Raw genomic sequence first — 25503 nt, 5'->3', positions numbered from 1 at the left:
ATATATCAGTATATGTTTATATAACTTATATGGTCCTATACAGAAGTAAATTAATTTTAAATTATAAAAATATCGTAGTCTATACATATAATACTATAATATACTTAAATCCTTTCACTTAAATCTGTTTTTTATTTTCAACTAATGGAATATATTCCTCATATCCTTCTTCCTTCATTTTATCCAAAGGAATAAACCTTAAAGCTGCAGAATTGATACAATACCTCAATCCACCTTCTGCTATAGGCCCATCATTAAAAACATGGCCTAGATGAGAGTCAGCACTATTACTTCTAACTTCAATTCTATGCATATCATGGCTAAAATCAGCTTTTTCCTTTATAAACTCTCTGCTTATTGGTTTAGTAAATGCTGGCCAGCCACAGCCAGAATTATATTTAACCGTTGATGAAAACAGCGGTTCTCCAGAAACAATATCTACATATATTCCTTTTTCAAAATGATTGTCATAGCTATTTCTAAAGGGAATTTCTGTTGCATTTTCCTGTGTAACCTTGTACTGCAGCACATTTAGCTTTTCTTTTAGCTCTTCTTTGCTTGGCTTATTATATTTTTTTATCATATGGACACTCCTTTTCTATTTCATCATTTCCAGCAGCTTATTCATTGTCTTCCAATTTCTTGTTGTAGCCGCAACCTTTAACTTTTTCTCTAAGATAGTATTATTTAATTTAGTATTTCCATAACCATTGGGACAATATAAATAAATCTCTTTTCCTCGTATTATGTACTTTTCATTTTCTTCTTTCTTTAGAACTAAAGAATCTATTATAGCTTCCTCTGGTTCATTCATCAATAAAGTTACGTGGAGCTTATCAATTTCAATGTTAACTTCCTCAGCTAATGGATTATTGCTTATTATATTTATTAGCTCTTCTATCGTACGTACCATTGTCTCCACATGAAATCCAAAGATTTTACTTATCTCTTCTTTAATTTTTACTTCTAAACTCACGGTATCACAAGCCTTAAATTCAAAAATTACATTGCCGCTTTGGATATAAGTTTCTACCTTATTAAAGCAAAGAGATTCAAACATAGCTTTTAAAGCTGCCATTTTTATGCTATTTCTGCCGCTAACATTTATTCCTCTAAGAAAAGCAATATACTTCAAGTAAAAACCACCTTTACTATTTTTATCTCATTATATTACTCTTTTAGAGTTAATTAAACCACCTAAATTTTTGAAGTAAATATTAGATTTATTTTTTAAATTTTCTGAATATTTACTTGATTTTTTTATATGTATAGCATATATTATAAATAAATAACCTTTATGCTGTATTATTCATTTATTAGTATAGCACATTGTTATTTTTGTAACAATCATCTACATTAAATAAAGGGGGAAGTTGTATGTATAAATGCTCTGCTTGTGGTTCTGAAGACAAATTTGTTACTGGTATAGTAAATACAAATTCTATTGGAGATCCAAAACGATCTTATATTACCTTTTGTGAGAAATGTAATAAATATTATTTTTACGAGAATATTAGTACAAAGGTAGGCGGTAAACCTTTTAGAAGAATCGATTTGACTAAAGATGAAGCAGTAGAGCTTTTAATTAAAATGAAGTGCTGTATAGACCCTAAGGATATGGAATGCAGATGCAATGTACACAAATTTATTCATTCATTTAGAATTAGTAATGAGCATAGAGCCATTGCCTTATAGATAAAGATGGAGTTTCGGCTCCTTCTTTTTTTGATTAAATAATTGCAGAGATATGAAATTATTGTAATTTCATATCTAATAAAATTAATATTTTAACATTCTGTCAATATTAATTATTATTTAATAAGTAATATTGACAATATTTAAATTATATTATATTATAGTAATAACAAAACTTCATAATATCAAAAAAAGGAGTTGATTTTATGAAATCAAATAAAGTTAAGATAGAAAATATAGCAAAAAAAATTATATCAAACTACAATGGAAAGCCGATGATATGTATTGATTCTGAAGGAAAAATTAGCGATTTTTGTGTAATAAGTGTTACTAAAGGATTGTTCTAACTACAAATAGAAGGCAGGGATTAGTCCAATGTACAATACTTTTTTAAGGAGATCCAAAGATGCTAGAATTTATAACTAAAAAAATATAGGTACTAGAGCTTTTTAGAAGAAATTGCTCTAGTGCTTATTTAGTTTATAGATATCTCTATTATTGTAGCCAATATATTAAATACAAAATATAATAATATAATAGATAATAATCTTAAAGGCGGGTGCCTAATGGAGACAAATGCAGCAAACCCAAGATCTAATCCGGCTACAACTGCTAGATCAAAAGATACAGCAGCATTAGCTAGTGAATTAATATTGATTTCTTCAATAATTAACAATTTAAATAGAGTTACATCGGAAAGAGATAGTATTTATATTATAGCTGCTACAATAGGTCTTGCTTCAAACTATTTAATTAAAATAGCAGCAATTCAAGAAGCTAATGAACAGCAGATTGCCCCTGGCGTTACTACCTACGCTAATAACCTGAAACTCATAAGTTCATCTGCTGCTCTTTTTGCAGGAATTCTATCCTATTCAGCACTTCTTATTGAAGCTTCTTTAAGGGCCCAAGGAATACCTGCTCCTCAAACACCTGGTGCAGTGGCTAATGCTACCATTACTGGTTCATTGCTTGCACAATAAAAGCAATATAAAGCTTAGATGAAAAAGCAAAAGCTACGCCCTTTAAATAAAACTTTTGCTTTTATGTCCGCCATTTTATTCTAATAAAATTATTAGTTGCAAATCTTTCCTGGATTAAGTATGTTATTAGGATCAAAGGCCATCTTAATTCCCCTCATTACAGTAATTAATTCTGGTGCTAACGATTCTTTTAAATATGGTCTCTTTGCAAAACCAATACCGTGCTCTCCAGATACTTGTCCATTTAGCTCCCTTCCTCTTTTATACATACATTCCATAACCTCTGAAAGCTTGTGTTTCCAAGTTTTTTCATCTAAAGCATCTCTTAAAATATATATGTGCAGATTTCCGTCGCCTGCATGCCCAAAGCTTCTTATTCTTATATTAAATTTCTTTTCCAGCTCATGAGTAAACTTGATGAATTCTGCTACTTTGTTTCTCGGAACTACTACATCCACCTCATCCATTTCTGTAGTGGATGCTTTTATTGCCTCAAGAAATGCTCCTCTAGCAGACCAGATGGACTCCTGTCTCTCTTCTGTGTCTGATATAAATACATCAATCGCTCCTGCTTCTATACAAATATTTGCTACATTTTCATAATTTCCTTCAATTTCTTCCTTACTATTACCGTCAAAGGTTAGAAGCAAGTATGCATCAGAGCTGTTATCAGGAAACTTTTTACCCAAAAATTCTTCTGCAGCAACTATGGCTGATCTTTGCATAAATTCAATAGCTGTTGGTATAGATTTCGATTTTATTATTTTAGGTACTGTTTCAATAGCAGATTCCAGGCTAGGAAATGGAATTAGCAAGCTCACAGCCTTTTTGGGAAGGGGTAATAATCTTAGTATGGCCTTTGTAACTATTCCTAAAGTTCCTTCAGAACCTATTATAAGATCCTTTATGCTATAGCCAGAGCTGTTTTTAACTACCTTACCTCCAAACTCTAAGATTTCTCCGTTAGGAAGAACAACCTCAAGTCCCCTTACATAATCCCTTGTAACTCCGTATTTTACTGCTCTCATACCACCAGCATTGGTATTAATGTTTCCGCCAATAGTAGCTGTTTTTTCGCCTGGATCTGGAGGATAGAATAAGTCATGCTCTTGAACAAATTTTAATATTTCCATAAGCAGAACTCCTGGCTCCACAGTTAAAGTTAAGTTTTCTTCATCTAATTCAAGTATATTATTCATAGCACTTAAATCTATAACAATTCCTCCAAAAATTGGTACTGCGGCTCCTACAAGGCCAGTACCTGAACCTCTTGGAGTTACTGGTATATTTTTTTCATAGGCATACTTCATTATTTTTGAAACTTCTTCTGTTTTTAAAACCTTAACTACTATTTCCGGCATATTTTTAACTGCACCTAATTCATCATGGCTGTAATCTTCATTTATTTCTTCTCCTACAAATATTCTTTCTTTATCATTAATTAAAGTCGTAATGTATTCTATATCTGCTAAATTAACATTCTTATACTGCATTGTGGACCCCCTTGTATTCCTAATTCTGCACGTATGGATTATTAATCCCTACGCCCCTTGTATTCCTTATTCTGCACTAAACAATTAATTATTGTTTAGCTCCTTTCCCTGCTTAATTTTCTCAATTAATTTAGGTACAATTTCGTAAATATCTCCAACTATTCCATAATGAGCTGTCTTAAATATTGGAGCCTTTTCATCTTTGTTAATAGCAAATATATATTCCGAATTGTTCATACCTGCTGTAAATTGAACGGCTCCAGACACTCCCAAGGTTATTATAAGCTTTGGTCTAACAGTTCTTCCACTTAGTCCAACCTGCCTTTTAGCATCTACCCATCCATTCTCAATTAAAGGTCTTGTTGCTGCTAGCTCTGCTCCTAAAACCTCTACAAGTTCTTTAATCATTTCAAGGTCCTTTTCTGACTTCACGCCTCTTCCAACCGCTACAATTATTTCTGCTTCTGATATACCACTTTCTTTAACCTTTGGTATTACCTTTAGCACATTAATATTTGAAGTTAGTTTTTCTTTATCTAAACTGCAAATAGTTGTTCTTCCTGCTGCCTTTAAGGTTCGTTCCGGTGCAGACATAACCTTGTACCTAACTGTAGCAAGCTGTGGTCTGCTGTTTGGAGTAGCTATTTGTGCCATTATATTTCCGCCAAAAGCTGGTCTTATTTGTACTAGGTCAGTATTTTCCTTCATATCCAGCACTGTACAGTCTGCAGTTAGACCAGTTCTAAATCTAGCAGCTAGTCTTGGGGCTAAAGAGCGCCCTACAGTGGTTGCTCCTACCAATATTGCTGCTGGTTTATACTTATTTACAAAGTCCTCAAATACTGCAGTATAAGGCTCTATGGTAAAATGCTTAAGTTCACTATAATCATAGACTGCTACTTCATCTACTCCATAATAAAGAAGCTCATTTGCCTTTTCTGTTACATCATAGCCCATAAAAATACAATATACCTTCTGATTGATCTTTGCCGCCAACTCCCTAGCCTTCCCTATTAGCTCTAAGGTAACAGGATGAATGTCCCCTTCTAAATGCTCAACAAATACTGCGATACCCTTCCACATATTTTTGTCTATTTCTTTTACTTTCTCTTCAATAAATTCTACAGCACCAGTAGGTCCATTTTTAACGCAGAGCTTACACATTTTGCAGCCTGCACTTATTGAAATACCCTGTTCATTTTTTTCTATTGCTCCAAAGGGGCATATATTAATAAGTTCTTCTTCATTTATAATTTTATCTTGATTAACAACTAACCTTCCCATCCGACTTACCTCCTACATTCCTCAATGCTGCATTATTTTATGCACCTATACTAGCTTTAAAGCCTTAAGCTTATTTATAATTTTATTACTTATTTCCTCTGCATTCCCTGTCCAAATTTCACGGTCTTTATTAACTTTCGGCGGAAAGATTCTTTCCACCTGAGTTGGTGAACCACTAAGTCCGTATTTATTTTCATCCTGATCTTCTAAATCCTTAAAACTAGTTACAGATATTACTCTATCTTTAGTAGAGAGCTTCTTTTTATAAGAAGGAAGTCTTGGCTCAAATATTCCTTTATCAACAGTTATTAGGCATGGAAACTTTATCTCAGAAACTTCAATGGTATCTCCCATGTCCATTTCAACTAACATTGAACTTTCATTTAATTCTTCTATTTTCCTCACATTAGCTATATGAGGAATACCTAAATACTCAGCAATTTCAGGACCAACCTGTGCTGTATCTCCATCAGTTGTTTGCTTGCCGCAGATAATAACCTCATAATCACCAAGCTTTCTTATTCCTTGTGATAAGGTATAGGAGGTAGCTAGAACATCAGCACCTGCAAATTTTCTGTCAGAAATAAGCATACCTTCGTCTGCACCCATTGTATAAGCTTCCTTAATTATTTCCTTAGCTTGAGGAGGCCCCATGCTTATTACCTTAACTATTCCCCCTACCTGTTCCTTAAGTCTTACTGCAGTTTCAAGAGCATATAGATCATAGGGATTCATTTTAGACTCTATTCCATCTCTTTTTAATACCCCAGTAACTGGATCTACTTCCACCTTTGTGGTGCCAGGCACCTGTTTAATACAAGCTATAATGTTCAATGCTATCCTTCCTTCCATTATTTAAGTAAAGTCATAGTAATTAAGATAATTTTATATGTTAAAGATACTTCAGAGTATTATTAGTATATATTTATGGTATGATGGTATTACCAATTATTAATTTTATACTAACATTATTATTTGAATATTTCTATAATAGTTATTTTATTAACATCTATATATTTTTTCAATCTTCCTGTAGAGCCTTTTAATTATCACTTTCATTAATTTGTTTAAAAATACTTTATAAATTATATCCTTTACAAAACAATTTTGTTATTTTCTTGTCAAATGCATAATAAAAAAAGAAAACCCCAAAGAGATTTTCTTTTTAATTCTTTTTTATTCTTAAATATAATAGTTCTTAATTAATTCAAAATGTCCCTTCATTGCCTCATAAGCTTCAACTGCATTTTTATTCTTCAAAGCACTATAAATCAATTCATGCTGATTATTTAATCTTTCCTTATTAGCTTGAACTGACAGGATCTTTTTTCTTGAACCAATTATAACTTCATCTATTAAACTAGAAATAACATTAAGAACACTCATGATTAGAACATTTTTTGAGGCTTTGGCTATGGCATAATGAAAGCTTTTATCATAAGCTGCAGTAATTTCTTCATCCTCACAATTTTTAATTTTATCTACTAAAAGCCTTATTTCTTCAAGCTCTGATTTATCAATATTTTTAGCAGCTAAGGCAGCCGCTTCAAGTTCCATTGCCTCCCTTAGTTCAACAATTTCATTAGGGTTCCTGCTTTCTAGCATAAATATCATAGACATTGGTTCAAATAAAACCTGATCAAAGCTTTCCTTTATGTAATTACCTGCCCCTTGCTTGGCTTCAAGAAGTCCAATAACCTCTAGTGACTTTATTGCCTCTCTTATGGAAGCCCTGCTTACCTGAAGCTGCTCAGAAAGTTCTCTTTCAGTTGGAAGCTTATCTCCCTTTTTTAAAGTTCCATCTATAATCATCTGTTTTATCTGCTGAACTACATGTTCATATACCTTTGTGCTTTTAATGGGCGTAAACATAATTTCTCCTTAATTTTCTGTAAAAAAATATTTATTTCTTAAACTTAATTAATTCATTAACAGCTATATTAGGATTTTTATATCTTCCTTTCTTCACTGTACCTTTTCCATATTGAATAGCATTAACCGGGCAAAGGTGCAGACAGGCTAAACATTGACTGCATTCACTACCCCAATTAGGTTTTTTATTAACTATAATAGTATTACAATTACATACTTCTTCGCAAATGCCACAGCCTGTGCAGGTATCATTAACATAAAACTTTTTAGTATCGACTGCCCCTTTGTTAAACAAAGGATTTATAACTCCTGTTAAAATAAATGGCACAAATCCTTTATTTACCTTAAATACTCCCTTTGTTTTTTTCATGATAATTTCATTAATGTTTTTCAAAGTTTCTTCTGCTTCTGCCAGCTTTTTCTCTTGTGCATTTTTATTCTCTACATCGCCAATAATAACATAATTATTCGGCATTACAATTGAAAAGCCGCTATCTAGGGCTAGATTCTTTTTCCTTAAGGCAGATTTTATAACTTTCATTGTGTTCCCAATATTTGCACCACAGGTTACAACCGTGTAAATATAATTGCCCTTATAATTAATTAACTTTAGCCTTTTAATAAAGTCTAAAACCATTTTAGGTGGTCCCCAAGAATATATAGGAAAAACAAAACCAATACTTTCTCCCTCAGTTAAATTATAATCTAAAAAAGAGTCTTTATTATTCATTATTTTTGCAATAGGTATTAACTTTTCATCATTATACTTAGCAATATTCTTAGCAGCTTGTAAAGAGTTTCCTGTACCAGTAAAATAAAATATCATATTATTTCCCCCTGTAACTTCAAGATTCTATTTAAATTCTGGAACTATATTTTTTGGGATTTCACCTAGAGCTCCTTTAACTAAGTTTTCTGCAGCTAAATTACTCATATCAATTCGTGTCTTTTCTGTTGCTGATCCAATATGCGGAAGAGTAACTACATTGGGCATTTTAAGCAGCTTATTATCACCATTAATTGGTTCGCTATCATATACGTCTAAGCCTGCTGCATAAATTTTCTTGCTTTCTAAAGCCTCTATTAACGCCTTTTCATTTACTGTCTGTCCCCTTGAAGCATTTATAAATATGGCTGTACTTTTCATTTTATTAAACTCTTCCGTATCTATTAAATGAAATGTATCTTCTGTAAGAGGCGTCATTAAAACTATAAAATCAGATTTTTCAAGAAGTGAATTTAAGCCAGTATACTGTACTCCTAGTTCCTCTTCAGTTTTTAATTTTCTACTTCTATTATAGTACATAACTTCCATGTCAAAGCCAAGTTTAGCTCTTCTTGCAACAGCCTCACCTATTCTTCCCATTCCAATAATACCTAGTACTGCATGATGCACATCTAATCCAAATAGATTTTTGCCATCGCTGCTAAGCCATTTATTATCTTTAACATATCTATCTAGTTCTGCAATTTTACGAGAAGCTGATAACATAAGTCCTAATATTAAATCAGCAACAGTATCATCTAAGACATAAGGGGTATTTGTTCCTATAACTCTTCTCTTTTTCATTGCCTCTATATCAAAATTATTATAGCCAACTGTAATATTACTTACGACCTTTAGATTTGGGGCATAGCTTAAAAGCTCTTCATCGACTTTATTACCTGTAAGCATTACTCCATCTTTGTCTGCAAGTTTTTGTAATAATATTTCTCTTGGAATTCTTTCTTCATTATTCCATATTTCATAATCGCAATATTTTGCAATATATTTTTCTGTTTCTTCTGGAATTTCTTCTGCAATAAATACTTTTGGTTTGTTCATAATTCTACCGACCTTTCAATGTACTTTTATTATAATAATTATATATTTAAAAAAATTTTTAGTCTACTATAGTGAATTTCTTACATATTTTAATATTTTATCTTCTTATAAAACAATTAATAAATTTAAAAAAATTTCTATGATTTATATACGACATCATCATTCATTTTTCTAAATTGTTTGATTTGTGTCTCACTTTAAGCTAAAATTAAAGTTATAGATTAAATGGGGGAGAGAAAAAGTGAAAAATCATTATAAGTTATTTCTCGCACTTTTTATTTTAATAATTTTTTTCACTTCTTTAGTAGTGTATATCATCAAGGCTAATGATATACAGAAGCATAAAGTTAAAAGACTCACTATAGGCCGTGCCAGCGATTCCTTAAGCTTAGACCCTGCAAATACAACAGATATGGATTCCATAAAAGTTACTGTTAATATTTTTGAAACCTTAGTCAAATACGAAAAGGACGGCAAAGAAATAATACCAAGCTTAGCAGCAAATTGGAAGTCCAGTGAGGATGGCCTGAGTTGGATATTTAACCTAAGGCAAGGTATTAAATTTCATGATAACACTAAATTTGATGCAGCTGCTGTGGTATTTAACTTTCAGAGATGGATGAACACCAGCAATCCCTATCACGATGGTGAGTTCAGCTATTGGAATTATGTATTCGGAGGCTTTCCTGGCTTTATAAAAAGTGTTAAGGCAGTATCTGAATATTCAGTAGAAATAAAGCTTAGTAAACCCTTTGCACCCTTTTTAAGTACACTTGCAATGCCTGTTTTTGCTATTGAAAGTCCTGAAGCTATCAAAAACTACGGTATGGAAGTGTACAAGCATCCTATTGGTACTGGACCCTTTACTTTTAAGAGCTGGACGCCAAATGAAAATATAATTCTTTCCCGCAATAATAATTACTGGAATAACCCAGCTAAGGTGGATGAGGTGGAATTTGTAGTGATTCCTTCAAGTAATGACAGATTAGAAAAATTAAAGGAAGGAAAGATACTTATTGCTGATAATCTAGGACCTGATGACACTTCAGTAATCCAAAATGACCCTAAGCTTAATTTGTATTTTAGGCCCTGCTTTAATGTAGGCTATTTAGCTATAAATAACGAAAAAGCTCCCTTTGATAATAGACTTATAAGAAGTGCTATGAGCTACGCAATAAATAAAGATGAATTAATCAAGACAGCATTTAATAATATAGCAAAACCCGCAAAAACACTTATTCCTCCTGTACTTTGGGGCTTTAATGAAAGTATAGCACCAAGTGAATATAATATAGAAAAGTCTAAGGAGCTTCTAAAAGAAGCAGGATTTCCAAATGGCTTTAAAACTACTCTATGGGTAATGAATACTTCTAGAAACTATTTTCCTAAACCTCTTGAGGTGGCAGATTTTCTTAAGGCTAGTTTTCATAAGGTAAATATTGAAGTTACAATAAAAACCTTTAATTGGGATGAATATTTAAACAAAATAAAAAATGGTGAACATGAATTAGCTTTAATTGGTTGGACTGGAGATAATATTGATCCTGATAATTTTCTCTATACTCTATTATCCTCAGATAACGCTAAGCCAGGTATGGCCAGTAACTATTCCTTCTATAAAAATAAGGATATTGACATGCTTTTAAATCAAGCTAGGGAAACTACAGATCTAGCCTTTAGAGAGTATTTATACAGAAAACTTTTAGAAGCTGTAAATATTGATATGCCGGCAATTCCACTAGCACATACTATGCCAATACTAGCAGCTAATAGATCAGTAATAGGTTATTCACCCTACATAACTGGAGTAGAATCTCTAGAAAATGTGGATATAAAACCATAATAGTCGAGGATATTAAAAATGAAATTAAAAGCTTTTACATGGATAATACTGGCTGCAATGTTAGCAGTTCTAGTTTTTTACAAATTAAACTTCTATAAAAGAAGCGAAGTAAATGTTCTTTTACTCCCTAGTCTTCCAATGCCTATTGCTAAAGAATATGCTCTAATAACCAGTGCTGGACAAAGTACAGATTCATATATACTCAATGATATTTCTAATAAACTTATGATACACAGCTACTTTATGCCCCAAGCAAAGGCTTCAGATTTAGATGGAATAGATTCAATTGTATTTGTAGTAGGCTACAGTTCTCTAGGAGAAAAACTCAGCGGCATAAGCTATGAAAATGAAAAAAACCGCGTCACTAATCTGTTAAAAAAAGCTTCAGAAAAAAAGCTTACTGTAATATCAATATATATTGGAGGAAAGGAACATCGCGATACTAAAAGTGATGAACTCTTAAAACTTATCGTTCCTGAAAGTAATTATTTAATTGGAACAAAAGATGCTGATTATGACGGCTTCCTTTCGCTTTTAGCCAAAAAAAGTTCAATTCCTTTAACTCTTACAAACGGAGTTAATAATCTATCAGAGCCTTTTGCCTCAGCTTATAGATAAATTCAAATTTAAAGGGTTTACAAAGAGGTTTTTTATGAACAAAAATATTAAATATCATAATGTTATTATTATAGGAATTATTATATTTATTTGTTTCGGGTTCTTTTTTCCTTTCTTTTCAAAGTTATATTGGTTTAATATTATCTATAATATAAGAACGGCAATCAATGCTGGCAACAGTGGTTTATTAGTGCTTGCTAGTGCTTATATTAGTATTTTATCTACACTGGAGAATACAGCTTTAATTTTAGGCTGTCTGCTTGTTGTTTTTTATACACCCTTTAGATTTCGATTTAGTAACACCACTTTGTATATAGTTACCTTTATTTTATTTGTTATTTTAAAGTGGCTAAATTCTTTTATTTTTAATATGTCCTGGGAAATAGTTTCAACTATACTTCCTTTAATTTTAAGCTTATTTATATTTGCCAAATTTTTTTATGAAAAAAACAGCTTCCTCCATATTTCTATTGTCTCTGTACAAGTATTTTTTGCCTTTCAGTGGATAAACATTATGCCCTTATTTTCAAATTATTTTATTGGCGAAAGTGACATTTCCAGCAGCATAAAGCTTACTGGCCTTTATCTTCATTCTTCATCGGTTTTAAATTTCACTGGCTTTGCCTTTTTTATTCCTTTTATATTCTTTGCTTTCATTACTTCTGCATTATTTAGGAGTTATTTGAATAATTTAAAAATTATAAAATTAAATTATGAAAATGAAAAAGAAATACAAGCTATGAAGGCAAAAATAATTGAGAATAGAATAGAAAAGGAAATAAAATCCTTAGTTCACGATTTGAAAACTCCTCTCGTTACAATTCAAGGCTTAAATTCCCTGCTTGCAATTTCAAAGGATACAGCAAAACTTATGGAATACAGCAAAAGAATTGAAGGCTCTGTAAGTAAAATGAACGAGATGATTTCAAGTTTTCTTTATGATACTTCAAGACAAAAGATAAATTCATCAGATTTAATAAGCTATATAAGAGCCCAGCTACCCCTTGAAGATGAGAGTATTAAAATTGATATAGACATTAATGAGGAGCTTCCTGTTATATATGTAAATAAAATAAGGGTAGCTAGAGCAGTTATTAATATTTTAGAAAATGCCATTGTTACCCCTTGTAAAAAACCTTTTAAATATATTGTGTTTCAGGTAAAACCCTTTGATAATGGGCTATGCATCTTTGTATCTGATAATGGTATAGGTATAAAGGGAACTGATTTACCAAGAATATGGGATATTGGCTTTTCTACAAATAATACCTCCGGACTTGGACTTTCCTTTGTAAAACAGGTTATAGAAGATAATGAAGGTACAATTAACATTATCAGTGCTGTAGATGAGGGAACTTCTGTTACTATATATCTTCCTGCATTTAAAGGCATTAATTGAATAAATAAGACTTGGAGATGATGTAAGTGAATAAAATACCTGTGAAAAAGAAAATTGTTATTATTGATGATGAACCTGATATTCAATATACCATAAAAGAAATATGTCTACATGGAGGTTATGAACCAATTATTGCAAGCAGCGGCTCTAATGGCTATAATCTATGCAAAAATGAGGGAATAAACTTAGCCATAGTTGATTACCATATGCCAGATTGGGATGGCTTAACAACAGTTAAGAAAATTCGTCAATTTGATAGTGCAATTTCAATTTTAGTACTTACAGTTGATGAAAGACAAGAAATTGCTGAAAAGTTCATGGCTGTTGGCGCCACAGATTTTGCCATTAAACCCATTAAGTCCCCAGATTTAATTTCTAGAATAAAAATCAATTTGAAAATAAATGAAATGCAGAAAAAATATATTGAAGATAAGGCCATTATTTTTATTGAGAAGGGCATTGGCCCTGCTACCTTAAATATTATATGCGATTATTTAAAGGAACAAAGTGAAGGTCTTACCATAGAAGAAATTGCTGCGGCTTTGCATCTCGCTTATCAAACAGTACATAGATATATTCAATATTTAGTAGAAAATAAAACTATAGAAATTCTCCCTATTTACGGGCAAATAGGAAGGCCTAAAAACAAATATCTTCTTTCCACAAGCAAAACTTAATTATCTTCTATAATCTCTACGATTGCTTTTAAGGAACCTATATTGTATCAAACTTAATAGCTTTTATTAATTAGCTCTTAACTTAGAATAACTGTATTTAATCAAGTGCAATTATTCTAATATTGGGAGTTTTTTTATTTTTCCGACTAATTTACAGAGAAATATGTGATAAAAATAGGAATCTCTTACATTTTCTCGAATAATTTTAGTGTAATTAAATATAATATAATAATTTCTTTGTTAGTATAGAAAAGTCTAGCCTTTCAACTAAATAAATTCATTAGTAAATCGCTATTTATATAAACAAAATCCAATGTACCTACAGATTTTGTGAAGTCCAAATAGCAGAATTACTTTGAAATTTATAATATAAAATCTTTAGGAGGGGAAAAATTTGAAAAAGACACTATCATTAATTCTTTCAGCTATTATGGTGTTTAGCTTAGTTGGTTGTGGAAAAGCAGCTGACACAAATGGGAAACCAGCAGACAAGAAATTCCACATCGGAATAGTTACAGGAACTGTAGCTCAGTCTGAGGACGAGCTAAGAGGGGCTGAAGCCTTTATTAAGGAATATGGCGACGTAGCTAATGGGGGAATAGTTAAACACGTAACCTATCCTGATAATTTCATGCAGGAACAGGAAACAACCATTGCTCAAATAGTAGGACTTGCAGATGACCCAGATATGAAAGCTATAGTAGTTAATCAATCAGTGCCTGGTACAGTTGCAGCTTTTAAGAAAATCAGAGAATTAAGACCAGATATACTTCTTTTAGCTGGTATTCCACAGGAAGATACGAACATGATTGAGGCAGCTTCTGATTTAGTTGTAGATGCTGATAACGTAAAACGTGGTTACTTAATGATTCTAGCAGCTAAGAAAATGGGAGCAAAGAACTTTGTTCACATTTCCTTTCCAAGGCATATGAGTATTGAACTTTTATCTAGAAGAAGAGCTATTATGGAACAGGCTTGTAAGGATTTGGGACTTAACTTCTATTTCGAAACAGCTCCAGACCCAATGAGCGACGTTGGAATACCAGGAGCTCAGCAGTTTATTCTTGAAAAAATGCCATCTTGGGTACAAAAATATGGCAAAGATACAGCATTCTTCTGCACTAATGATGCTCAAACTGAGCCTCTATTAAAGCAGGTTGCTGCACTAGGCGCAATATTTGTAGAACCAGATCTTCCATCACCTATTATGGGTTACCCTGGTGCTTTTGGTATAGACCTTAAGGCTGAAGCTGGAAATTGGCCTGCAATACTTAAAAAGGTTGAAGATACAGTTATAGCTAAAGGCGGAGCTAAGAGAATGGGAACCTGGGCTTATTCCTTTAACTATACAACTACAGTTGCTCTTGCTGAGTTTGGTAAGAGAGTTATAGAAGGGACAGCTAAAAAAGATTCCTTTAATGATTTAATGGCTTGTTTTGAAAAGTATACTCCTGGTGCAAAATGGAACGGTTCAGCTTATGTTGATGTTGCAACTGGCACCGAGAAAAAGAATCATATTATGGTATACCAAGACACCTATGTTTTTGGTCAAGGTTATCTTGGACAGACAAAAGAAACTATTCCTGAAAAATATAATAATATAAAATAATCTTTAATCACATAAGGAGCGGCCATAAAAGGCCGTTTCTTATAACTTCATTTCAATTTTGCTTAGATTAAGAGGTGAATTAATTGTCAAATAAAAATATATTATTAAAAGTTGAAGGTGTAAGTAAACAATTTGAAGGTAATAAGGTTTTAAAAGATATAAATTTTACCTTAGAAAAAGGTAAAATCCTTGGTCTGGTAGGAGAAAATGGTGCTGGTAAATCAACACTTATGAAAATTCTTTTTGGAATGTCCGTAATTGCAGAAACTGGAGGCTATGAAGGTAACATCTATTTAGATGGAGAAAAACTAAGCTTTAAAAGTCCTATTGATGCATTAAAAGCTGGAATTGGAATGGTACACCAGGAATTTTCCTTAATACCTGGCTTTACCACAACTGAAAATATATTATTAAATATGGAAAAAACTAAATCAAATATAATCTCAAAAATACTAGGCAAGAGGTTAGAAACTCTTGATAGGCGAGCCATGAGAAAGAGTGCTGAAAAGGCTATAGAAACCCTGGGGGTTCAGCTTGATCCTGATACTCTTGTTTCTGAAATGCCTGTTGGACATAAGCAATTTATTGAAATAGCAAGGGAAATAGACAGGCAAAAGGTTAAACTTCTTATTTTGGATGAACCAACTGCTGTATTAGCTGAATCAGAAGCTGAAATACTTTTAAAATCCATTAGAAAGCTTGCTGACCTAGGTGTTTCTATTATTTTCATTTCCCACAGGCTTCATGAAATAACCTCAGCCTGTGATACCGTCGTAGTTTTGCGTGATGGAGTTGTTGTAGTCGAAAAGCCATCCTCTGGTGTAAACGTAAGACAAATTGCGGAGTGGATGGTAGGAAGAGATGTTGATGATAAGAAAGCTGAAGATGCAAAATTTGTTGATGTAACTGATGATAATAAAGATATCATCTTAGAAGTAAAACATCTTTGGGTAGATATGCCAGGAGAGACTGTAAAAGATGTTTCCTTCAGTGTTAAAAGAGGTGAAATTTTTGGTATAGGCGGCCTTGCGGGACAAGGAAAGCTTGGCGTGCCAAATGGCATATTAGGCCTTATTCCTTCAGATGGTGAGGTTATATTTAATGGTGAAAAGCTGCCTCTTAACTCCACCTATTATGCCCTTAAAAGCGGCTTAGCCTTTGTTTCAGAAGACCGTAGAGGTGTTGGTCTTTTATTAGATGAGCCTATTGATTGGAATATAGCTTTTAATGCTATGCAGGTTCAAGATAAGTTTCTAAAAAAATTCTTAGGCGGCTTTATAAAATGGCGTGACGATAAAGCTATGAGAGAATGTGCTCAAAAATATATTTCGGCTTTGGAGATAAAGTGTACAAGCGTTAAACAGAAAACCAGACAGCTATCAGGAGGTAATCAGCAAAAGGTTTGCCTTGCAAAAGCATTTGCATTAGAGCCTACTTTGTTGTTTGTATCTGAGCCTACCAGAGGCATAGATGTTGGTGCAAAAGAACTTGTACTTGATTCATTAAGAAAATATAATGCAGAAAATAATACTACTATTGTAATGGTATCCTCTGAGCTAGAAGAACTAAGGTCTATTTGTAATAGAATAGCAATTGTAAGCGAAGGTAAAGTATCTGGCATTCTTTCCCCTACTGCTGAAGCAGCAGATTTTGGACTTTTAATGTCAGGTCTAACTCATGTAAGCAAAGAGGAGGAAAAGCAATGAGCAGCGTTAAAGGCTTTATAAAAAATTTTGGATGGCCTCGTATTATAATATTTTTATTTTTAGTATCACTATTTATTGCAGGACCTTTCTTCGGTGTAAGGACAGATATGTCTCTTAACGATGTTATTGTCCGTTTTGGTATGAATGCTGTTATGGTTTTAGCTATGGTACCTATGATACAGTCTGGCTGTGGTCTTAACTTCGGAATACCTGTAGGTTTAGTTGCTGGACTTTGTGGTGCAGTTATGAGCCTAGAATTTCATCTTACAGGCTTCATTGGGATATTAGCTGCCTTTGGCATTGCAATGGTTATTGCAGTAATACTTGGCTATGGTTATGCTATGCTATTAAATAGAGTTAAGGGTGACGAAATGATTATTGCCACATACGTAGGTTACTCCTTTGTATTCTTCATGAATATTATGTGGACTGTACTTCCTTTTAGAAATCCTGCAAGTGTACAGGGTTTTAAAGGAGAAGGTCTTCGTGTCACTATAAGTATTCAAGATTATTGGTTCCATCAAATAAGCAACTTCTTAGCAATAAAGGTAAATGATAATTTTATAATTCCAACTGGTATGATTTTATTCTTTATTTTTATGAGTTTAATTGTTTGGGGATTCTTTAGAACTAAAGTAGGAACTGCTATAACTGCTGTTGGTTCTAATCCTGAATTTGCAAGAGCCTCAGGAATAAATGTAAATAATATGAGAGCAATATCTGTTATTCTTTCAACTGTACTTGGAGCTATAGGTATGATTATCTATCAGCAGAGTTTTGGCTTTATACAAATGTACAATGCACCTTTGTCTTTTGCATTCCCCTCTGTAGCAGCCGTTCTGCTTGGTGGTGCTTCTGCTAATAAAGCATCAATTGCTAATGTTGTTATAGGAACTATATTGTTTCAAGGAATACTTACTATGACTCCTTCAGTTATTAACAGCGCAATCAGTATTGACATTTCAGAAACTTTAAGGGTTATAGTAACATATGCTTTGATTGTGTATGCTCTTACTAGGAAAGCGAGGTAGAAACATGAAATTTGATAAGCAATCTATGAAAAAGTTTTTGACAAGCAGCGCTGTTCCACTTTTATTCTTACTAATAAGTGGAGTCGCTATACCAATTTCACAATTTAGTGGAATATATCTAGTTAGAGAGATAGTATCACGTCTTTCTAGAGATTCTTTTCTAGTACTATCCCTACTGCTTCCTGTAATGGCTGGTATGGGAATCAACTTTGGAATGATTCTAGGTGCTATGGCAGGTCAGATTGGTCTTGTTTTTGTAACTGATTGGGCTGTTAAAGGAGCTCCAGGATTAATTCTAGCTATGGTAATAAGTATCCCAATTTCTATAGTTCTTGGCTACTTTGGAGGTGCAGTTTTAAATCGTGCAAAAGGCCGTGAAATGATAACTTCTATGATGCTTGGCTTTTTTATTGCTGGTATATATCAATTTGTCCTGCTCTTTTTATGCGGCCCATTAATACCTATAAACAGTAAAACCTTGCTTTTATCTAGAGGCTACGGCATTAGAAATGCAATTAATTTAGATGTTGCAGGCGGCTTTGATAAACTTTTGTTAATAAAAATTGGAGGAGTTAGTGTTCCAATTGGAACCTACTTGATTGTTGTTTTAATATGTCTATTTACAATATGGTTTAGAAAAACAAAGCTTGGTCAGGAAATGAGAGCTGTAGGACAGGACATGTCAGTATCAGAAACTGCAGGTATAAAAGTAGATAAAACCCGTATACATTCAATAATTATTTCTACAGTAATTGCAGGTTTTGGTCAAATTATTTATCTTCAAAATATAGGTACCCTAAATACCTATAACGGTGCAGATCAAGCAGCCTTGTTTGCAGCAGCAGCCTTACTTGTAGGTGGTGCAACAGTAAGTAAAGCTACTATTCCAAATGCAATTATTGGTACAGCTTTATTCCATTTAATGTTCGTAGTTATGCCTATGGCAGGTAAAAACCTGACTGGTCAAGCTATGATAGGTGAATATTTTAGAATGTTCGTTTCTTATGGAGTTGTTACCTTAGCCTTGGTACTTCACGCCTGGAAACGCCAGAAGGATAAGGAAATGGATAGAGCCTATCTTAGGGCAGGAAATCGTTAAATAAGGTACCACCTCTTGGTGGTACCTTTTATTTTTGGATGGCATTTAGAAGCTTTTCAGCTCTACTTCTGCTAATGTTAAATTCATTTAGATGCTTTTGCCTCAAGATTTCAGCTTTCATATTGTCTAATTTCTTGTCTATAGCAGTTCTAATATTTGGATCCTCTGCATTTCTTAATTGTATAAGATAAGGTACGGCTTCATAGGAAAGTGAAGTTAAATAGGAAATATCAACTTTTCCTGTATTATTGTATCTTTCTATATTTTTTTTAGCTATAAAGGCATCTATATTTATATAATTTATTACTGTATACATAGTGATTGTTGTTATTATAATGGACTTTACAATAGAAAGCTTTCTATACCAAATACCAATTAATAAAATGATTGAAAGTATAAAAAGCAGCAGCATGAATAGATGAACGAATACTCTTAAATAGGTATAGCCATAGCTGCTTTCATATAGGCTTAATTTAAAATTTGCTGAGTAAAGCATATTTAAAGTAAATAATATTAGCAAGGAAAATAAGCTGTTACCTCCTGTTACAAGCTTCCTATTTTCTCTTTTCATGTATTTTAAGCAGCAAAGCACTATTATAAAGTTAATAAAGGTTACGGCAGCTAATTCAAAAAAGCCTCTTCTTGCATATTCAGCATAGGTAAAGCCTGCTGGAAGAGCCATATTTCCTCCCCCATATAAATAGGAGAATTGAATTATTGTAAATAACAAATATAACATGTTAAGTACTACTAATACAGTAATTATTATTAAAGCCTCTACACCAATTTTCTCTAAGTTTATAATCTTCTCATAATCCTTATCTTCTTTTTTAAAGCCCCACATATAGCCAAATAGATAAAAGGCTATTATAATAATTAAAATCAAATGAGGTAGTACATTATTTAAATTAATATTATCAAATATAGTTGTTATATTATTTAAATAATAGCTAAAGACCATATCAGCATTATTTAATAGTCCTAAAATTATTATAAGAAGCGGCACAGATATTACAAGTCCTATTAATATTTGACTTCTGATAGCTTTATCCTGTGATTTTTCTTTTCTAATTATAAGTTTTCTTATAATAACGAAGGGGCTGCCTAAACTTCCTAATACATTTATAAATCCCTTTTTAATCATATAAAAAACAAAGCTAAATTTATCCCACTTTAATTTCGGGTTTTGTATTAATATAGAACTTGCCACCATAAGAAATGGAATTATTACTAAATTTAACAGCATAAAAGCCACATTTGTATAAAAGGTATAACTAAAGGAAAGTAAAGAAATTGGAATAAGCAGAAACCAACCTAGGTTTTTCTCGATTTTTATATTCTTTCTTACTGACCAAATAAAAAAACTAATACATAAGGCAAGAAAAATAAAATGTGATATGCCAATGCCGCTGCTGTAAAAAAGTCTATCAAATACTATTCCTAGTATTAGAGAAAATATAATATAATACAATCCTTCTTTTGCATAAACTTCCATACTTTTTTCTTCTTCTGTCATTACTATACCTCCTTGTATTCCTTTTTTGCACACAACAATTATTAATTGTTGTGCTCCTTGTATTCCTTTTTTTACACAACAATTATTAAGTTCTTATTCCTTAAATTCTAATATATCTCCAGGCTGACAATTAAGCTCTCTGCATATTGCTTCTAATGTTGAAAACCTTATAGCTTTTGCTTTTCCAGTTTTTAAAATTGAAAGGTTAGCATTAGTGATTCCTACCTTGTCTGCTAGTTCATTTAAGGAAATTTTTCTCTTTGCCATCATTACATCTAGGTTTACAACTATTGCCATGTTTCCCTCCTGCATTCCTTTTCCGCACACAACAAATATTAATTGTTGTGCCCCTATATTCATTTCATGTACTAAACAATTTAATTGCCTAGGATACTACATTCTTTCAGCATTATTTATTATCCTATCTTTATATTGTAAAATCATTTTCCTCTTTAACCTCTACTGCCTGTTTATAGATTTGCGAAAGGATGAGAATAAAAAAACCAGCAAAGAAAAAAATCAAAAATTCTGTATCAGTATGTATCCCTTTTGCATCTATATTTATTAAAGCAAAGCTGCTAATCTGATTATTATAGAAAAAGTTCACTAAATAACATACTGTTATAATAAAACAGCTCACAGCTATATTTTTTAAGTTTCTTACATTGCACATATTAAATGGGCCTTCCTTTATTACAGCTTTTAAGATCATTCTTAGGCTTAATAGAATAAATAGCAAAGAGGCTGTGCCAATAAAAAACAAGAAGCAATTGACTATTACCTTAGTATTTAAGGTTTTTGTGGAGGTGCTAATTATTACTTCTAATAAGGCTAAAACTCCAAATGTAATAAGTAAATTTAAGGTTACTATTAAGGATTTTCCCATAGATTCATATTTATTTTCTTTCACTTTCCATACTCCTTTTTACTCTTCCAGCATTTTGTATCTTTATCATACTACAATACATTAGGTTTTTCAATAATTATTTATTGTTTTTCGATAATTAATTATTGAAAATCTTTCTATTAGCTTTAATATGAATGAGGGCTGCCAAATTGACAATAATTTTTAGTATTTTAAGAAATAAAAAGGCCTAATTTATAATTAACTTATGTTATTTATAAATTAGGCAATGGTTTCTTTCAAATATTTATCATTCCAAGTACTATTTTTGAGAAATATATAAATTAGTTAATTAATTATATCTTTACTATCTAATTCATACTTAATTAGTTCAAAACCTTGTTTATCACTGGCCCTTACAGCATAAAAATCATTATCTTTGCTTCCCATATTATTAAAATAATGCTATTATCTTCTAGTTACATGTGCTATTATTGCAATCAATTGAAATACAAATCCAGTAATACAAACTCCAGTCCATCCGTAATGAGCCCAGTTGTATGCTCCTAATATAGAACCTAGGGAACCTCCCAAAAAATATGAAACCATGAAAATTGTGTTTATTCTATTTCTTTTCTCTGCATTTAAGGCTTGAGTTCTAGATTGATTTGAAACTAGTCCTGATTGAGTTCCAAGGTCTAAGAAGATTACTCCAATGACTAGTCCCCATATTTTAAAGCCTAGAACCCAAAAACATACATAGGCTAAAGTTGATATTACAATTGCTATTCCCACTGTAAATCTTGGACTTTTCTTATCAGCTAATCTTCCAACTAATGGAGCAGTTAAGGCACCGCCTACCCCTACTAATCCAAATAGCCCTGCTGCTTGAGGGCCTAGTTTATAAACAGGGCTTTCTAATAGAAAAATAAGGGAAGTCCAGAAGGCACTAAAGGTTGCAAACATCATAGCTCCATTTATAGACGCTTCTCTTAGCACACTCTCTTCCTTTAAGATACCCCATAGAGACCTAAGTAAACTAGTATATTTAATATTTGAGGTAGGTTTTGCAATTGGTAATGACACCTTAAGCATTGTTGCTAAAAGTATCATTAATATAGTTCCTATTATGTATACTACTCTCCAGCCAAAGGCTTGTCCCACAATTCCACTAAAAGTACGAGAAAGTAATATTCCTATCAATAATCCACTCATTACTGTTCCGATTATTTTACCCCTGTCTCTTGGATTAGCAAGCTGTGCAGCTAGAGGAACAATTAATTGAGGGACCACTGAAGTAAAGCCTACTGCAAAGGCTGCAAATAAAAGAACAGGAATATTAAAAGAAAATGACATAAGCAGCAAAGCACCAGAAGCTAAATACAGCATTAATACAATTAGTCCTCTTCGGTCTTTTATATCTCCTAAAGGTAAAATAAAAAACATACCTGTAGCATAACCCATTTGAGTAAGCATAGCAACAATTCCAATACTTCCTTCAGAAACCTTAAAGGTTCTTGCTATCTCAGAAAGCAGCGGCTGGGCATAATATAAATTTGCTACAACAATTCCTCCAGCAGCTGCCATAATTAATACTAATGTTTTTGATAAAATAAAACTCTTTTCATTGCTAATTTTAGAATTCATTTTTTCCCTCTTTCGTTTTGGTGAAAAGCTTAATAATGCAAAACTCCCCTAATAGTTGTTATTAAATCAATAGCTTTCTATAAGTAAGCTAAAAAATGAAGCAGCTTAAAAAGCTGCTCAGTTTTAAGGTTTATTATAATTTATAAAATATTTTGTACAAACTGAATTTTAAGCCCATTTGGATCTAATACAAAAAAGAATTTAGTATGAGGATTAGGCTGAAATGGCCCACTTTCAATATTTATTCCTTTTTCTTTTACAAAAGAAATCATTTCATCAACTGAATTTACTTCAAAGCCAAGAGAAATACTATTACCATAACTTACTTCTTGATTATTACATATTAATTCAACCTTAGTTTCTCCATCGCCTAAAAATGCAATTTCTACTCCAGGACCAGCATTGAATCTTTTATTTACTTTAAGCCCTACAATTTCATTGTAAAACTTTAAAGATTCAACTAAATTTTTAACCGTTAATGTACTCCAGCAAAATTTCATAACTGTTTTTCCTTCCTTCAAATATTTAATTCTTATTACACTATTATAGCATATAATCTCTGATAACTTGAAGTAAAGAATGTTTATTATTAAACACTTTTATTATATATAAGTCTTTTATTTAAAATTAGCTTTTAATAATGCATTAATATTTTTATTTATCCCATTAACATCAACTGAACTTACTTCATTGCTATTAATATTATATTTCTTTTTTAATTTTAATACTCTAGTAAGCTTTTCATCAATACTTTTTTCTGAAATAACCTTGTTTTCTACAGCTTTTGTAATAGCATTTAATACCTCAGTTTCTTTATCAAAATCATGACAAACTAGAATAATATCGGTACCAGCTAATAAAGATTTTACTGCAGCCTCTCCTATATTATAATTTTTCACAATTGCACCCATGGTCATATCATCCGTAATTACAACACCATCATAATTTAAATAATCTCTTAAGACGTCTGTAATTATAGTTTTTGAAAAAGAAGCTGGATTTTCTTTATCTATTTTAGGAAGCAATATATGAGCAACCATTACCATATCTGCTCCATTTTTTACAGCACTAGAAAAAGGTAGAAGCTCAAAGCTTTTTAGTCTATTTAAATCATTATTTACAACTGGAAGCCCTATATGAGAATCAACTGAGGTATCTCCATGACCTGGAAAATGTTTTACCGCTGATGCAATATTTTTAGCTTGTATACCCTTCATGGTAGATATTCCAAGGGTGCTGACAAGATCAGCTTTTGAACCAAAGGATCTATCTCCTATTATTGGGTTTTGGGGATTACTATTAATATCTAAAACAGGTGCAAAATCCAAATTTAGTCCAAAGGCCGTCAGTTCCTCCCCCAATATTCCGCCAATATTATATGAAAGATCACCATTGTTTTTCTGCCCTATAGCTTTATTTGTTGGTAATTTAGAAAATTCGGCCGGCATTCTAGTTATTCTGCCGCCCTCTTCATCTATTCCTAAGAATAAAGGTATTTTATTCTTTGAATTAGAGGATTTTAATGAATTTATCAAAGCTAGTGCTTGATTAGCGTCCTTAATATTCTGCCCCAATAGTATAAAGCCTCCCACCTTATACTTTTCAATAAGTTCGCTGGAATGTTCATCATTTGTATATCCATCAATTCCAGCTATAACTAATTGACCTACTTTTTCTAATAAGCTCATTTTACTTATTTGTTCTTCAATACTATCTAAAGTATTATTGCTCTCATCCTCATTACTTTGTGGTGTATTCGACGGATTATTAATTGAAGAACCTTTATTACTATCCGGATTGTTATTTTGTATTGGTTTATTTATTTTATTGCAGCCTGAACATATAAAAAAGGCAAAACAAATAGCTATGGCAATAATTCTTTTAAATTTCATTTAATCACCTTCCTTAATAAGATTATAGTCATAATTATTTCGATAATACTAGTATCTGAAAATACTTATTATGTCCTTAAGCTCTTTTAATATTAAAACATGTAATACTCTCTTTAAAACTCAATTCTACCTCTTTCATTATTATTATATTACTAATAAAAATAAAAAAAGTGTAAAACCCTAAGATTTCACACTAAAACCTATTTACATTTCTACAGTTCATTCATTAATTAAGGCTGATTTTTAATTATATATATTTATACAGCTGTTAAGATGCTAGGTTCCTACTGTAATACTGCTGCAAAACTAAACAAGCAAGCTTATTGCCGCATAATTCTTTTACTGTTGGTGATATCCCCTTACTGCTGAAGAAATTAACTATATCCTTTAGATCCCTTGTGTTCATTGCTATACCTTTTAAATTATTGTTTCTCATAATATACTCTCCTTTTCCTTAAGTTAATAATAAT

The 25503-nt window shown here is 32.0% G+C and carries 26 protein-coding genes; 11 read left to right on the top strand and 15 right to left on the bottom strand.

Going from position 1 to position 25503, the window contains the following annotated elements:
• Nucleotides 1–118 precede the first annotated feature (118 nt).
• Together msrB and ACJDUG_RS03565 are read right to left on the bottom strand one after the other, a co-directional pair.
• On the bottom strand, nt 119–583 hold the full coding sequence (gene msrB / locus ACJDUG_RS03570; protein WP_406768505.1) for a peptide-methionine (R)-S-oxide reductase MsrB: 465 nt from the start codon (nt 581–583) through the stop codon (nt 119–121).
• A 15-nt stretch (nt 584–598) separates the two neighbouring features.
• Entirely contained in the window at nt 599–1135 is a 537-nt protein-coding gene (locus ACJDUG_RS03565; protein ID WP_406768504.1) for a DUF1697 domain-containing protein, read from the bottom strand.
• Nucleotides 1136–1377: 242 nt separating this feature from the next.
• On the opposite strand from ACJDUG_RS03565, the gene ACJDUG_RS03560 reads away from it, so the two are divergent.
• The 3 genes from ACJDUG_RS03560 to ACJDUG_RS03550 all read left to right on the top strand — a co-directional run bounded on the left by ACJDUG_RS03560 (nt 1378) and on the right by ACJDUG_RS03550 (nt 2678).
• Nucleotides 1378–1695, top strand: coding sequence for a hypothetical protein (locus tag ACJDUG_RS03560; RefSeq protein WP_406768503.1), 318 nt, complete (start codon nt 1378–1380; stop codon nt 1693–1695).
• Between the two features lie 206 nt (nt 1696–1901).
• Nucleotides 1902–2042 carry a hypothetical protein gene (locus tag ACJDUG_RS03555; RefSeq protein WP_406768502.1) on the top strand — a complete coding sequence of 47 codons (141 nt, stop codon included), beginning with the start codon at nt 1902–1904 and terminating at the stop codon, nt 2040–2042.
• A gap of 219 nt (nt 2043–2261) precedes the next feature.
• Complete coding sequence (locus ACJDUG_RS03550; protein ID WP_406768501.1) at nt 2262–2678, top strand: hypothetical protein; 417 nt, start codon at nt 2262–2264, stop codon at nt 2676–2678.
• A gap of 92 nt (nt 2679–2770) precedes the next feature.
• Here ACJDUG_RS03550 and ACJDUG_RS03545 read toward each other — a convergent pair whose 3' ends face one another.
• The 6 genes from ACJDUG_RS03545 to ACJDUG_RS03520 form a co-directional block, all read right to left on the bottom strand.
• Nucleotides 2771–4171 (bottom strand): FAD-binding oxidoreductase, encoded by a 1401-nt coding sequence (locus ACJDUG_RS03545; RefSeq protein ID WP_406768500.1) that lies wholly within the window; start codon nt 4169–4171, stop codon nt 2771–2773.
• An 84-nt stretch (nt 4172–4255) separates the two neighbouring features.
• Nucleotides 4256–5455: an FAD-binding protein gene (locus ACJDUG_RS03540; RefSeq protein WP_406768499.1), complete on the bottom strand. Its 1200-nt coding sequence runs from the start codon at nt 5453–5455 to the stop codon at nt 4256–4258.
• Nucleotides 5456–5500: 45 nt separating this feature from the next.
• On the bottom strand, nt 5501–6289 hold the full coding sequence (locus tag ACJDUG_RS03535; RefSeq protein WP_406768498.1) for an electron transfer flavoprotein subunit beta/FixA family protein: 789 nt from the start codon (nt 6287–6289) through the stop codon (nt 5501–5503).
• A gap of 348 nt (nt 6290–6637) precedes the next feature.
• Complete coding sequence (locus ACJDUG_RS03530; RefSeq protein ID WP_406768497.1) at nt 6638–7327, bottom strand: FadR/GntR family transcriptional regulator; 690 nt, start codon at nt 7325–7327, stop codon at nt 6638–6640.
• A gap of 31 nt (nt 7328–7358) precedes the next feature.
• Entirely contained in the window at nt 7359–8153 is a 795-nt protein-coding gene (locus ACJDUG_RS03525; RefSeq protein WP_406768496.1) for an EFR1 family ferrodoxin, read from the bottom strand.
• A gap of 27 nt (nt 8154–8180) precedes the next feature.
• Nucleotides 8181–9152 (bottom strand): 2-hydroxyacid dehydrogenase, encoded by a 972-nt coding sequence (locus tag ACJDUG_RS03520; RefSeq protein ID WP_406768495.1) that lies wholly within the window; start codon nt 9150–9152, stop codon nt 8181–8183.
• A 241-nt stretch (nt 9153–9393) separates the two neighbouring features.
• On the opposite strand from ACJDUG_RS03520, the gene ACJDUG_RS03515 reads away from it, so the two are divergent.
• From ACJDUG_RS03515 to ACJDUG_RS03480, 8 genes are all read left to right on the top strand, one after another.
• Nucleotides 9394–10995, top strand: a complete 1602-nt coding sequence (locus ACJDUG_RS03515) for an ABC transporter substrate-binding protein (RefSeq protein WP_406768494.1) — start codon at nt 9394–9396, stop codon at nt 10993–10995.
• An 18-nt stretch (nt 10996–11013) separates the two neighbouring features.
• Nucleotides 11014–11613, top strand: a complete 600-nt coding sequence (locus ACJDUG_RS03510) for a DUF6305 family protein (RefSeq protein WP_406768493.1) — start codon at nt 11014–11016, stop codon at nt 11611–11613.
• A gap of 34 nt (nt 11614–11647) precedes the next feature.
• The gene (locus ACJDUG_RS03505; RefSeq protein ID WP_406768492.1) at nt 11648–13012 is read left to right on the top strand and encodes a sensor histidine kinase; all 1365 of its coding nucleotides are present in this window, start codon (nt 11648–11650) and stop codon (nt 13010–13012) included.
• Nucleotides 13013–13038: 26 nt separating this feature from the next.
• On the top strand, nt 13039–13689 hold the full coding sequence (locus ACJDUG_RS03500; RefSeq protein ID WP_406768491.1) for a response regulator: 651 nt from the start codon (nt 13039–13041) through the stop codon (nt 13687–13689).
• A 394-nt stretch (nt 13690–14083) separates the two neighbouring features.
• Nucleotides 14084–15298, top strand: a complete 1215-nt coding sequence (locus ACJDUG_RS03495) for a DUF3798 domain-containing protein (protein WP_406768490.1) — start codon at nt 14084–14086, stop codon at nt 15296–15298.
• Between the two features lie 83 nt (nt 15299–15381).
• Nucleotides 15382–17004: a sugar ABC transporter ATP-binding protein gene (locus tag ACJDUG_RS03490; protein ID WP_406768489.1), complete on the top strand. Its 1623-nt coding sequence runs from the start codon at nt 15382–15384 to the stop codon at nt 17002–17004.
• Nucleotides 17001–18035, top strand: a complete 1035-nt coding sequence (locus ACJDUG_RS03485) for an ABC transporter permease subunit (RefSeq protein WP_406768488.1) — start codon at nt 17001–17003, stop codon at nt 18033–18035. Before ACJDUG_RS03490 ends, ACJDUG_RS03485 begins: the two co-directional genes overlap by 4 nt.
• Before the next feature lie 4 nt (nt 18036–18039).
• The gene (locus ACJDUG_RS03480) at nt 18040–19134 is read left to right on the top strand and encodes an ABC transporter permease subunit (RefSeq protein WP_406768487.1); all 1095 of its coding nucleotides are present in this window, start codon (nt 18040–18042) and stop codon (nt 19132–19134) included.
• Nucleotides 19135–19162: 28 nt separating this feature from the next.
• Here ACJDUG_RS03480 and ACJDUG_RS03475 read toward each other — a convergent pair whose 3' ends face one another.
• The 7 genes from ACJDUG_RS03475 to ACJDUG_RS03445 form a co-directional block, all read right to left on the bottom strand.
• Entirely contained in the window at nt 19163–20650 is a 1488-nt protein-coding gene (locus tag ACJDUG_RS03475; RefSeq protein ID WP_406768486.1) for a DUF4153 domain-containing protein, read from the bottom strand.
• Nucleotides 20651–20743: 93 nt separating this feature from the next.
• Nucleotides 20744–20947 carry a helix-turn-helix domain-containing protein gene (locus ACJDUG_RS03470; protein ID WP_406768485.1) on the bottom strand — a complete coding sequence of 68 codons (204 nt, stop codon included), beginning with the start codon at nt 20945–20947 and terminating at the stop codon, nt 20744–20746.
• 130 nt (nt 20948–21077) lie between these two features.
• Entirely contained in the window at nt 21078–21560 is a 483-nt protein-coding gene (locus tag ACJDUG_RS03465; protein ID WP_406768484.1) for a DUF2975 domain-containing protein, read from the bottom strand.
• A gap of 402 nt (nt 21561–21962) precedes the next feature.
• On the bottom strand, nt 21963–23141 hold the full coding sequence (locus tag ACJDUG_RS03460) for an MFS transporter (RefSeq protein ID WP_406768483.1): 1179 nt from the start codon (nt 23139–23141) through the stop codon (nt 21963–21965).
• Nucleotides 23142–23281: 140 nt separating this feature from the next.
• The gene (locus ACJDUG_RS03455; protein ID WP_406768482.1) at nt 23282–23641 is read right to left on the bottom strand and encodes a VOC family protein; all 360 of its coding nucleotides are present in this window, start codon (nt 23639–23641) and stop codon (nt 23282–23284) included.
• 117 nt (nt 23642–23758) lie between these two features.
• The gene (nagZ, locus tag ACJDUG_RS03450; RefSeq protein WP_406768481.1) at nt 23759–25033 is read right to left on the bottom strand and encodes a beta-N-acetylhexosaminidase; all 1275 of its coding nucleotides are present in this window, start codon (nt 25031–25033) and stop codon (nt 23759–23761) included.
• Nucleotides 25034–25301: 268 nt separating this feature from the next.
• The gene (locus ACJDUG_RS03445) at nt 25302–25469 is read right to left on the bottom strand and encodes a hypothetical protein (protein ID WP_406768480.1); all 168 of its coding nucleotides are present in this window, start codon (nt 25467–25469) and stop codon (nt 25302–25304) included.
• Nucleotides 25470–25503: the final 34 nt, after the last annotated feature.

The sequence above is a fragment of the Candidatus Clostridium stratigraminis genome, from assembly GCF_045310675.1.
In the GTDB taxonomy this organism is placed as follows: domain Bacteria; phylum Bacillota; class Clostridia; order Clostridiales; family Clostridiaceae; genus Clostridium_AT; species Clostridium_AT stratigraminis.
The sequence above is the reverse complement of the archived record's forward strand: the minus strand, read 5'-3'. Positions and strand labels throughout refer to the sequence as shown.